Here is a 12748-nt window from a genome sequence, read left to right as displayed (position 1 = left end):
AATCCGGATAATGTCAATATGAAAGAGGAGGGATTCTTTAAAACAATATTCCTGCTTTTCTGAGTTTATGATAATGATAAATTAATGAAACATGCTGATCAAAGAAAACTTCCCGCTGAAACAGTTTAACACCTTTGGAATTGATGTAAAAGCAAAGTATTTTGTTGAACTTAAAAATGATGATGAAATCGTCAGCTTCATCAGTAAAGGATTTTGGCGCGACAAAAAGTTCCTGATTCTTAATGGTGGCAGCAACATTCTTTTTACCAAAGACTTCGACGGTGTTGTCATGAAAATTATCACCCGGGGGATTGAGTTAAAGGATGAAACTGAAGAAAGTACACTGGTGAAGGCAAAAGCCGGCGAAAACTGGCATCAGTTCGTTTGCTGGTGCATCAGTGCTAATCTGGGTGGACTGGAAAATCTTTCACTCATCCCGGGAAATGTTGGAGCAGCGCCAATTCAGAACATAGGCGCTTACGGAGTGGAGCAAAAGGATGTGTTTGAATCACTGGAAGCATTGGAAATGAATAGCTGTAAGATCATCACTTTTAACCGCAAGGAATGCAAATTTGGTTACCGGAGCAGTATCTTCAAGAAGGAATTAAAAAATAAATACATCATCTTATCAGTTACCTACCGATTGTCGAAAAAACCAGTTTTCAACACAGGATATGGCGACATCCAAAGGGAGCTTGCAGGCGCCGGAGATAAAGAATTAACGCTGAAAAAAATCTCAGATGCAATTTGCCGGATCAGGAGTTCAAAATTACCCGACCCTGTCAAAATTGGCAGCGCCGGAAGTTTCTTTAAAAATCCTGCCATAAGCAGGGAAAAATACATTGATCTTTTGAAAAAATACCCCGGATTGCCGGGATATCCTGGCGAAAAGGGTGGTTACAAGATTCCTGCCGGCTGGATGATTGACCATCTCGGCTGGAAGGGATTCAGACATGGAGATGCCGGTGTTTGCGCAACACAGGCACTTGTTCTGGTGAATTACGGACATGCTGATGGATCTGAGATACTAAAACTTGCACAAAAAATCCAGGAATCAGTTGAAACGGAGTTTGGAATTATCCTTGAACCGGAAGTCAACATTTATTAGCGTGCCGTGATTCTTACATCTGTTTACAAATGTTGGATTATTGAAGAATGTAATTACTTTTGGCAACGATAAGTTAAAAGTTGCCTTCAATGATGCGCGTTAAACAAATACTGCGGTTCACCTGTCAACATCTCGAATTGTTGATCTGGTTGGCAGCTGTCGTCATTTTGTACTCTTCCTCACCCGAAAACCATCATTATACCCTTTGCCCTCTGGACAATCTTGGATTTTCATATTGTCCCGGATGTGGACTAGGAAGGTCGGTAACACTTGCATTACACGGCCACATTGCCCAATCACTTCAAATGCATCCTTTTGGCCTGATTGCGATCATCGTAATTTTTCACCGCATTGCTATATTGAGTTATTCTTCGATCAAATTTAATCATCCAAAAACACAAAAGTTATGAACACATTACTGAAGTATTTGCCTGAGGTAGAAGGCGATGAGATGTTCTACCTGAATGATCTGCTAAAAAATTACACCGAAGATCAAATTCGGGATTTCTCTTTTATGTACCGCTCCCGCCGTCGTGATCCAAAAATCATTCTCCTGACTACACTACTCGGATTTTTAGGCTTTGCAGGAATCCAACGCTTCCTCACCGACCAGATTGGCATGGGGATTCTCTATTTTTTTACTGCAGGACTTTGTTTTATTGGAACTATTGTTGACCTGGTGAATTATCGTAACATTGCATTCACTTATAATCAACGAGTTGCATACGAAGTGGTGACAATTTTCGGAAAGTAATATTGCAGGTGCATTATTTTTCATTCATTTCCGGCAATGTCTTTTTACTTTTTTTTCATGATGAATCGACAATATCCCCGCTTGTGACTGAATAGTTTTTAGTTTAGATTGGATTCAACTGGATTAATTTCATCCTAAACTTCTGCGATTAACGGCGTCAGATTATCTTTGACGCCGTTTTTGTTAGTATTTTTTTTGCTTTTTACCCTGTATGAAGATCAACTGATATGGCTAAAACTGTTATGAACATGAGAATTCTCTCTAGGTTATTTGTATTTCTGATTTTCGTGCCTGGTACCACTCCTGCTTACCCTCAAGAGGACAACCCGGTAAACCGAACAGAGATCAGCGATGTAAAAAAAGATGAAATGCGATGGGTGGACTCAGTATTTAACTCGCTATCGTTTGACGAAAGGGTTGCTCAACTTTTCATGATCCGCACCTATTCCAATAAGGACCGGTTGTTTTACGACAGTATCAGCCGGTTGATTATTAATTACAACATTGGAGGATTAACATTTTTTCAGGGTAGCCCGGTACGACAGGCCGAATTGATCAACCACTGGCAGCACCTCGCAAAAACACCTCTGCTCATCAGTATTGACGCAGAATGGGGACTGGCCATGCGACTCGATAGCGTAACCCCTTTTCCCAAACACATTACCCTGGGGGCGGTACAGGATGATGAACTGATTTACAAAGTTGGATATCAAATTGGCAAACAATGTCATCGGGCGGGAATCATGATGAATTTTGCTCCGGTCATCGACATCAACAGCAACCCAAAAAACCCGGTGATCAACTTCCGTTCGTTTGGTGAGGATAAAGATAATGTAGCCGCAAAAGGAGTTGCTTTCATTAAAGGGATGCAGGCCGCAGGCGTGATCGCCACTGCAAAACATTTTCCCGGACATGGCGACACGGACAGTGATTCACATTACACGTTACCCTTGCTCAATCACACATTTGAGCAAATTGATACAACGGACGTTCACCCCTTCAGAGTGGCCATTGAGAATAACGTTGGCGCCATCATGATCGCTCATCTTTTTATCCCTGCCATCGACAATACCAAAAACCTGGCCACCTCGCTATCACCAAAAGCTGTGAATAACCTGCTGAAAACCCGCATGGCTTTTGAAGGACTTTCAATTACCGACGCACTGGACATGGAAGGGGTGACCAACTATCACAAATCAGGAGACATTGAACTGATGGCGCTCCTTGCAGGGAACGACATTCTCCTTTTGCCACTTAACATTCCGCTTGCATTGCAAAAGATCAGGCAGGCAGTTGCTGATGGAAAAATTGATGAAGAAGAAATCAACCAACGATGCCGAAAAGTATTGACTTACAAATACCAGGCAGGACTTGCTGATGAAATTCCGGTGGACCTGAAGAATCTATCCGCCGATCTGAATACGCGAAATAACGATTTGGTTATTCGCCAGGTATTTGAAAAAGCAATAACAATTGTCAAAAATGATGCAGACCTTATCCCCCTCACCCATCTCGATACTTTAAAAATTGCATCACTGGTCATTGGTAGTTCGAAGATAAGCCCTTTTCAGGAGCGGCTTGAATTCTATGCCCCTATTGATCATTTCAACCTGCCTTCAGATCCTGACAAAAGTTCAACTGATGAACTCCTGTCAAAACTGGAAGACTACAACCTGGTCATTGTAGGGATCGAAAATACAAGTAACTATCTGAGCAGAAATTATGGGATAAAAAAATCAGCTCTCGAAGTAATCGACAAACTTAAAAACCACCAGGGCAAACTGATACTCGACATCTTCGGAAGTCCTTACTCTCTTTTATATTTCAATGATCATCAGTGGATTGATGCTATTGTTCTTTCCTACGAAGACCAACCGGCAGCCAAAGATATCAGCGCCCAAATTATTTTCGGAGCAATCAGTGGCGGAGGCCGCCTTCCTGTTACTGCTTCACCTTCATTCAGAGCCGGAGCCGGCATTGATACTCATTCAATTGGCAGATTGAAATATACAATCCCTGAAGAAATTGGCATTCCTTCGTCAAAACTTGATACTATTTCTCGTCTCATCGAACAGGGGATTAAAAAAGGAGCTTTTCCCGGTTGCCAGGTTCTTTTCGCAAAAGACGGAAAGGTTTTTTATTACAAATCATTTGGCTACCATACTTACGAGAAGTTGCAACCTGTCAAAACCGATGACTTGTACGACCTGGCTTCCATCACCAAAATTGCAGCCACTACTCCGGCCATTATGTATCTTTCCGATAAGGGTGTTTTCGATATTGATATGCAGCTTTCGGGTTATCTGCCCTATCTGATCAACACCAATAAAGAAGCCCTTGTCATTCGCGAAATTCTTGCTCACCAGGCGATGTTGAAACCATGGATCCCATTTTATAAAAATACAATCGTTGACTTTAAACCCGACTCCACCATCTATTCAAATACCCTTCAACCGGGATATTCCACACAGGTAGCCAGCGAATTTTATATTCATGATAACTACCGGACTATTTTATTTGATACCATCGTTAAATCAGCGCTTTTGAAAAAGAAAGAATTTAAATACAGCGATCTCGGGCTAATTCTGATTTATGATGCGATTGAAGGGATTACCGGCCAACCTTTTGAAGATTTCTCGATGAATACTTTTTTTAAACCCATGGGACTGACAACGATGGGATTCAATCCAGCAAAACGGTTCCCACTTCACAGGATTACTCCCACAGAATGGGATACAGTTTTCCGGAAGCAACTGGTGCATGGGTTTGTGCACGACCCTGCAGCTGCCATGCTTGGAGGAGTAGCCGGCCATTCCGGACTTTTCGCTGATGCAAATGATTTGGCTGTCATCATGCAGATGTTTTTGCAAAATGGCTATTATGGCGGAAGACAATATATTGCTCCTAAAACTGTAAAGGAATTCACCCGAACACAATATCCTGGTGAATCAAATCGTCGTGGGTTGGGCTTTGATAAGCCTTTACCTAAATATGATTCATCCGGACCTACCTGCCAGGGGGCTACTAACCAAAGTTATGGCCATTCGGGTTTCACCGGCACATATGCATGGGCTGATCCTTCTAATGGTTTACTTTATATTTTTCTTTCCAACCGGGTGCATCCGGATGCCAATAATCGTAAAATCTCTCAATTGAACCTCCGCACTAAATTGCATCAATTAATGTATGACTTGTTGAACGAAAACAGGAGTTCTGCGTTTTAATCAATGATCAAAAATAATGGAAATTAATATCTACTGTAATAATTAATAATGCAAAAATCAAAATTACAATGAGTTACCGTCTTAAATCAACAATATTCTGGATACTTTCATTCCTATTAATGGCAGGCGCCGCCATTCATCAGCGGGGTACCGGACCTACATACCCGGTCAGGGGAAAACTTCAAGTTGGTCAGGATGAAATAAAATACCGACTGATAAGAACATGGGAAGGTGATACAGATGCTGCGGTAAAAGTAAAAGCCGAAAACCCTGAAATAGAAGGACAATACAGGTTTAAACGTTTCAGAAGTAATGACGATTGGTCAGAAAAGCTCCCGATGGTCCGCGAAGGTGTTGACCTGGTTGCCTATCTTCCGAATCTTCCCCCAGCCGGCAAAATGACTTACGAAATTTTTATAGGTAAAGAAGGTAACTTTGCAAATCTCACAAGTACACCTCCAGTACTGCGCTACAAAGGTATAGTACCCAAAGCGGTATTATTCCCTCACATCCTTATCATATTTCTGGCAATGATGTTTTCGACAAGAGCTGGAATTGAAGCATTGACGAATGGCAAAAACACGTTGAAATACGCAATGTGGACAGTTTTACTCTTTGGGGTAGGGGGAATGATCTTTGGGCCGATCATTCAAAAATTTGCTTTTGGCGCCTTCTGGACAGGGTGGCCTTTTGGAACTGACCTGACCGATAACAAATCGCTCGCGACTTTTTTGATATGGGTTGTGGCATGGCTGCAAGTGAGAAAGAATCCACGGAGACGTGGTTGGGTCATTGTTGCCGCACTTGCACTCTTGATGACCTTCCTTATTCCCCATAGCATGATGGGATCAGAACTCGATTTCACCGAGATTGATGCACAGGAAATCGTAAAGTAATCTTCGATTTTTCTCTCTAAAATACCTGATTATGATTTTGGTTATCATATTAGTAACCGCAATTGTTTCCTTCTTTGCCTTTAGTAACCGGGAATTATTTGATAGGCTAAAATTTAATGCTTGGTACATTAAACATGACCGCGAGTGGTACCGGTTCATTTCTTATGCATTGCTTCATGCCGACTGGGGGCATTTACTAATCAACATGTTTGTGCTCTGGTCGTTCAGTGGCGTGGTCATGCAGATTTTCACACGGGATTTCGGGCAAATGGCCAATTTCTATTTGCTGATGCTTTACATTGGTGGATTAATCTTTGCAACCTTATGGGACTTCGCTAAAAACAAAGATAACATTTACTACAACGCAGTGGGCGCCTCAGGGGCAGTGGCTGCCGTAGTATTTTCCAGTATCATTCTTTATCCTGATGGCCGGATCTTCTTTTTCTTCATACCGGTGGGTATTCCATCGTGGTTGTTCGGGATTCTTTATCTGGCCTATTCAGCATACATGGGAAAGCGCAACCAGGATAACATTGGTCACAATGCCCATTTCTGGGGCGCCATTTTTGGTATTGTCTTTACGCTTCTTATCCATCCTGATTACCTCACTTTATTCTACAAGCAGCTGGGATTTTAATTTCCCCTTGTATTTCTTATCCTGACTGCTCAATAAGTTTTTATTCCTGGTATGGATGTTCTGCGATGCGAGTCACGACATTATTAACCTTAACTGGCAATTTCAGAATGTAACTATCTTTGGCGACGCAATGATATCGTATCATGAATTGAATTTGAACATGAAGCTTTCAGTCGTTATTGTTAATTACAACGTCAAACATTTTCTGGAACAATGTCTGCACTCAGTACGCAAGGCTGCTGGCAAGCTTGATTGTGAAGTGTTTGTGGTTGATAACAATTCAGTGGATGGCTCGGTGAAAATGGTGGAGGAAAAATTTCCGGAAGTAAAACTGATTGCTAACCAGGACAACCGCGGATTTTCAAAGGCCAACAACCAGGCAATACGCATTGCAAAAGGGGAATATGTATTGTTGCTTAATCCCGATACCATTGTTGAAGACGATACTTTTAACAAGATCATCGCTTTTATGGACCAAAACCCCGATGCAGGTGGATTGGGTGTCAAAATGGTTGACGGTAAAGGGAAATTTCTACCCGAATCCAAGCGTGGGTTGCCCACACCAGCAGTTGCTTTTTACAAAATTTTTGGCCTGTCAAAGATATTTCCAAAATCAAAAATCTTCGGTCAATACCATCTCACTTACCTGAATCCAGATAAAATCCACCAGGTGGATGTACTTAGTGGCGCTTTTATGCTTATCCGAAAGCCCATCCTCGATAAAGTCGGAGGGCTTGATGAATCTTATTTTATGTACGGCGAAGACATTGACCTCTCCTACCGTATCACCAGGGAAGGCTTCAAAAATTACTATTTCCCCGAAACCCGGATCATTCACTACAAAGGCGAGAGCACCAAAAAAAGTTCGATCAATTATGTATTGGTGTTCTACCAGGCAATGATCATTTTTGCTAAAAAACATTTTTCCCAAAAAAATGCGCGGTTATTTTCGCTGCTTATTAATCTGGCAGTATATTTCAGGGCATTTTTAGCCATCCTTCGAAGGGTATCAGGAAAAATTTTTCTTAAATTGCTCGATGCACTGGTCATTTTTGCAGGAATCTATTTTATCCAGATTTATTGGGCCACATCGGTGGTTTTTAAGGACGGCGGCAATTATCCGATCGAATTTCTGATCGTTGCTGTACCCTCTTATATTTTCATCTGGCTGCTTTCTGTTTACCTCTCTGGTGGATATGACAAGCCCATCAGCCTGTACAAGATTTTCAGAGGACTTCTTGCCGGCACAATTGCTATTCTGGTGTTTTACAGCTTGTTGGATGAAACCTTGCGTTATTCGAGGGCGTTAATCCTGCTGGGCTCTTTCTGGGGCTACCTTGCCATGACCTCCATCCGGTATTTATTACATTGGGTAGGTTTTTCGGAATACAAAATAGGTGATGACGGAAGCATGCGTTACATTGTTGTGGGCAATAGCGAAGAGGCCGGGCGAGTGGCTAATCTCCTTACAACTATCGAAACACAGCCTGCTTTCATCGGCCTGGTCAGTTTTTCCGAAAAAACAGACAGCAGCAATTTCATTGGCAGTTTCGACCAGATCAGGGAAATCATAGAAATTTATCAGATCAACGAAATCATCTTTTGCGCAAAAGATATCCCATCACGCAATATCATCGATAAAATGTCGGAATTAAAGCATCTTGAAGTAGACTATAAAATTGCACCACCCGAAAGTTTATCGCTGATCGGAAGCAACTCAATCAATACAGCTGGCGACCTTTTCACCCTCGAGCTCAACTCCATCGCAAAAATAAGTAACCGTCGAAACAAGCGGTTTCTCGATGTCATTACTTCGTGTTTGCTTTTTTTAAGTCTGCCGGTCACCATTTTTGTTGTGAAACAGCCTTTCGTATTCACAAGAAATATTTTCCAGGTACTTTTTGCAAAAAAAACCTGGGTTGGATATTGCAAAACCGGAACGCAAAATACCGAAATGCTTCCTGACCTTCGTCCGGGAGTACTCAATCCTGCTGCTGCACTTCATTTCAAGGAACTTAACAAAGAAACTCTCGACCGGCTTAACCTGCTCTATGCAAGAGATTATAAGACAAAAAATGATCTGAATATCATCCTGAAGGGACTTCGCAATCTCGGAAATCACTAAATTTTCAATTCGTTAACAACTCATTAGCCACTAAAACGTTAGTTTTGCATTTCAAAAATGACTTGAACATTATTTTTCTGGTATTGTTCCTTTTTAGTATAAACCTTTGATTCTAAACCATAAAGTATAAATGGCAAAATTTGAGATTATCATGCCCAAAATGGGCGAAAGTATCATAGAAGCAACCATTACAAAATGGATGAAACAACCCGGCGACAGTGTGCAGGAGGACGATTCCCTCGCTGAAATCGCAACGGATAAGGTTGATTCAGAAATCCCTTCACCTGTCGAAGGGAAAGTTTTACAACTACTTTACAATGAAGGCGATGTGGTTCCGGTAGGAAAAGTAATTGCCATCATTCAAATGGAAGGAGATGAAGATGAGGCGCCGGTGGTTGAAAACGCAAAACCCGACACTGACATGAAACTTACGACCCGGGAAGCTGAAAACAATGAATCCGCAGAGGTTCCCCCCGGAGATTTTTCATCTTCAACACGATTCTATTCTCCATTGGTTAAAAGTATTGCCAAAGCTGAGCAGATCTCGGTTCAGGAACTTGAGCAAATACCGGGTAGCGGCAAAGAAAACCGTGTGACTAAAGACGACCTGCTGAACTACCTGAAAACTCGAAAAGAAGTGAAAGCTGATCTACCCGCTTCTAAACCGCAACCTGCCACTCAGCCGGTAAAAATTGATGCACCAAAAGTATTTGCCCTTTCCGGCGAGGAAATCGTGGAAATGGACCGGATGCGCAAACTGATAGCCGATCATATGGTGATGTCAAAACAGGTTTCACCACACGTTACATCATTCATAGAAGTGGATGTTACAAACATCGTGAACTGGCGGAACAAGGTAAAAGACCAATTCCAGAAACGCGAAAACCAAAAGATTACTTTTACCCCTATATTTCTTGAAGCCGCAGCAAAAACACTTCGCGATTACCCAATGGTAAATGTGTCGGTGGACGGATATAAAATTATTAAGCGTAAAAATATCAACATTGGAATGGCTGCGGCGCTTCCAAACGGGAACCTCATTGTTCCGGTGATTAAAGGCGCTGATCATTTGAATCTGGTGGGTATGGCCAAAGCTGTAAATGAGCTTGCCAACCGGGCGCGAAACAACAAGCTTGACCCTGATGAAATCCAGGGAGGAACCTTCACCGTGACCAACTTCGGGAGTTTCGACAGCCTTACCGGCACACCGATCATCAACCAGCCACAAGTAGCCATCCTCGGTCTTGGCGCCATTAAGAAACGCCCCGTTGTGATCGAAACCGAGATGGGTGATGTGATTGCCATCCGCCATATCATGATCCTCTCGCTAGCCTATGACCACAGGGTTGTGGACGGTGCGCTCGGAGGAATGTACCTTAAGCGAATAAGAGAATACCTTGAAGGATTCGATCCAAACCAAACAATCTGAAATTGAATAATTTCATAATCAAAAGGTAACCCCTGGCGGTTTAAACCCCTGGGGTTTCTTTTTTAATTCAAAAGACATGGAACTCCACCTCACTAAGCCACTTGCCGTTTTCGATCTCGAAACCACAGGAATCAATGTCGCTGTTGATCGTATCATCGAGATCAGCATTGTGAAGATCTCTCCCGGCGGAAAAACAGACATCTACACCAGATTCATTAACCCTACAATCCCAATTCCACCCCGATCTACCGAAATACACGGCATCACGGATACCGATGTGAAGGATTCACCCACATTTAAAGACATTGCAGGGGAGTTGAACAGCTTTTTCGGAAACAGCGACCTGGCTGGATATAACTCGAACAAATTTGATATTCCATTGCTCGTGGAAGAGTTCCTCAGGGCTGATGTCGATTTTGATCTTAAAGGCCGAAAGTTTGTTGACGTTCAGAATATCTTTCACAAAATGGAACCCCGGACATTGCATGCCGCTTATAAATTCTACTGCGAAAAAGACCTCACCAACAATCACTCAGCCGAAGCCGACGCCATGGCCACATATGAAATTCTGAAAGCCCAGCTCGATCGGTATCATAATGTACAAATTAAAAACAAAGAGGGGCAATTGATGACTCCAGTGGTGAATGATATGGGAGCCTTGAGCAGCTTCTCTGAGCAATATAATTCTGCCGACCTGGTCGGACACCTGGTTTACAACGACAAGAAACAGGAAGTTTTCAACTTTGGAAAACATAAAGGAAAGAGCGTGGAAATGGTATTCGAAAAAGAGCCGGCCTACTATGACTGGATGATGAAAGCTGATTTTCCTCTTTCGACCAAAAAAGTGATAACAGCCATTAAACTTCGGCAGTTTAACAAAGGTTCGGTTACTACCTGAATCCTTTTAAAATTAAGAAATGATCTGCAAAAATTCCATCAATTTGTAACTTTTTTGATTTCTCAGCGTATCATTAATCAGTGAATTTTCATAGAATCCCGTTACAATGAGAACAGTTTTTCTAATCATTTTTCAGATACTCTGTATTGCATGCATTTACAGCCAGAATACCGCAGTTGATTATCTTGAAAAAGCCATTATTTTACAAAAAGAAAACGACACGGAAACCGCACTCCTGATGTGCAGTAAAGCCATTCAAATGGATTCAACGCTCACTCCCGCTCATTTCCTGAGAGGCTATGTAAATTATTTGCTCGAGAATTACAGAGATGCCATAGCTGACTTTACCAAAGCTATCGATCAAAAACCAGATTATATCGAAGCGATTTACTATCGTGGCAGAGCGAAACATGCAAATGGAAATTTTCTCGGCGCCCTGCAGGATTATAACAAGTCGCGCGAGCTGAGCCCGGCTCAGACCACACTTATGGTAGCACGCGGATGGTTTTCCTCCCTTTTCGGAGGTTCAAACACCAAAGAGAATGCACCCCCAGTTGTGGATTAAATAGCTGGTTACCTTAAATGAGTTTGGCAAATCTCAATCAACCGAAAATATTTGTGATTACAGCCCGAAGCATGTAAAACATTCAAAACGTTACACCAACGCGAAGAAACAACAAAAACCTGCTTATCAGCAGTAAAACAATTTCATAGGCAGGTGTACAAGTTTCATGTACATTTGCCATTCAACTTAAATAGATTGTGCCATGAAAATCATCTGTATTGGTCGTAATTATGTGGAGCACGCCCGTGAATTGAATAACCCATTACCCGACGAGCCCGTTTTTTTTATGAAGCCTGACACTGCGATGATTATCCGCAACCGGCCGTTTTTCTACCCGGAGTTCTCCTCCAATATTCATTATGAGGTTGAATTAGTGCTGAAAATCAAAAAAAACGGCAGGCATGTTCTTCCTGAGTTTGCCCATACGTATTATGACGAAATTGGAATCGGTATTGACTTCACAGCCAGGGACCTACAGGACAAACTCAAGCAAAAAGGGCTACCCTGGGAAGCAGCAAAAGCGTTCGACGGATCGGCGCCGGTCAGTAATTTCGTGCCATTAAGTAAGTATCCTGACCCAAAAAACATCCATTTCAGGCTTTTTAAAAACGGAGATCTTGTACAAGATGGAAATTCCAGATTGATGATGTTTGATTTCAACAACATCCTGATCCATGTTTCAAAGTATGTTACCTTGAAAATGGGCGATCTCATTTTCACCGGAACACCTGCAGGAGTTGGCCCTGTATCTATCGGCGACCGCCTGGAAGCCTATATTGATGATGAACGGATGCTCAAGTGTGACGTGAAGTAAATTGGTAAAATTTATCGATAACATCTCACTCATTGTCAAATTTGATTATTTTTGCAGCTGGTTTGATATGAATTTGTTCTTATCAAAAAATATTGGCTCCGTAGCTCAATTGTGCCGGACATCCGGCATGACTACGGATCAGAAAGTTGAAATATTGGCTCCGTAGCTCAATTGTGCCGGACATCCGGCATGACTGCGGATCAGAAAGTTGAAATATTGGCTCCGTAGCTCAATTGTGCCGGACATCCGGCATGACTACGGATCAGAAAGTTGAAATATTGGCTCCGTAGCTCAATTG

At 42.2% G+C, this 12748-nt stretch carries 11 protein-coding genes; all 11 read left to right on the top strand.

The window, feature by feature from the left end:
- Positions 1-91: 91 nt before the first annotated feature.
- The 11 genes from murB (at position 92) to IH598_11575 (ending at position 12450) form a co-directional block, all read left to right on the top strand.
- Positions 92-1108 carry a UDP-N-acetylmuramate dehydrogenase gene (gene murB / locus IH598_11625; GenBank protein ID MBE0639160.1) on the top strand — a complete coding sequence of 339 codons (1017 nt, stop codon included), beginning with the start codon at positions 92-94 and terminating at the stop codon, positions 1106-1108.
- A gap of 92 nt (positions 1109-1200) precedes the next feature.
- Complete coding sequence (locus IH598_11620) at positions 1201-1518, top strand: DUF2752 domain-containing protein (GenBank protein MBE0639159.1); 318 nt, start codon at positions 1201-1203, stop codon at positions 1516-1518.
- Positions 1515-1862 carry a TM2 domain-containing protein gene (locus IH598_11615; protein MBE0639158.1) on the top strand — a complete coding sequence of 116 codons (348 nt, stop codon included), beginning with the start codon at positions 1515-1517 and terminating at the stop codon, positions 1860-1862. The genes IH598_11620 and IH598_11615 overlap by 4 nt, the downstream gene beginning before the upstream one ends.
- A gap of 248 nt (positions 1863-2110) precedes the next feature.
- Entirely contained in the window at positions 2111-5086 is a 2976-nt protein-coding gene (locus tag IH598_11610) for a serine hydrolase (GenBank protein ID MBE0639157.1), read from the top strand.
- Between the two features lie 68 nt (positions 5087-5154).
- Positions 5155-5982, top strand: coding sequence for a hypothetical protein (locus IH598_11605; protein MBE0639156.1), 828 nt, complete (start codon positions 5155-5157; stop codon positions 5980-5982).
- Between the two features lie 31 nt (positions 5983-6013).
- Positions 6014-6619, top strand: a complete 606-nt coding sequence (locus IH598_11600) for a rhomboid family intramembrane serine protease (GenBank protein MBE0639155.1) — start codon at positions 6014-6016, stop codon at positions 6617-6619.
- Between the two features lie 160 nt (positions 6620-6779).
- Positions 6780-8744 (top strand): glycosyltransferase, encoded by a 1965-nt coding sequence (locus IH598_11595; protein MBE0639154.1) that lies wholly within the window; start codon positions 6780-6782, stop codon positions 8742-8744.
- A gap of 130 nt (positions 8745-8874) precedes the next feature.
- A complete protein-coding gene (locus IH598_11590) occupies positions 8875-10173 on the top strand; it encodes a 2-oxo acid dehydrogenase subunit E2 (GenBank protein ID MBE0639153.1) in 1299 nt (432 codons plus the stop codon).
- A gap of 76 nt (positions 10174-10249) precedes the next feature.
- Positions 10250-11071, top strand: a complete 822-nt coding sequence (locus tag IH598_11585; GenBank protein MBE0639152.1) for a 3'-5' exonuclease — start codon at positions 10250-10252, stop codon at positions 11069-11071.
- Positions 11072-11177: 106 nt separating this feature from the next.
- Positions 11178-11636, top strand: coding sequence for a tetratricopeptide repeat protein (locus IH598_11580; GenBank protein MBE0639151.1), 459 nt, complete (start codon positions 11178-11180; stop codon positions 11634-11636).
- 202 nt (positions 11637-11838) lie between these two features.
- Complete coding sequence (locus IH598_11575; protein ID MBE0639150.1) at positions 11839-12450, top strand: fumarylacetoacetate hydrolase family protein; 612 nt, start codon at positions 11839-11841, stop codon at positions 12448-12450.
- Positions 12451-12748 lie beyond the last annotated feature (298 nt).

This window comes from Bacteroidales bacterium, assembly GCA_014860585.1.
In the GTDB taxonomy this organism is placed as follows: domain Bacteria; phylum Bacteroidota; class Bacteroidia; order Bacteroidales; family 4484-276; genus RZYY01.
Note: the sequence above shows the minus strand (reverse complement) of the source record. Positions and strands in the feature narration are given on the sequence as shown.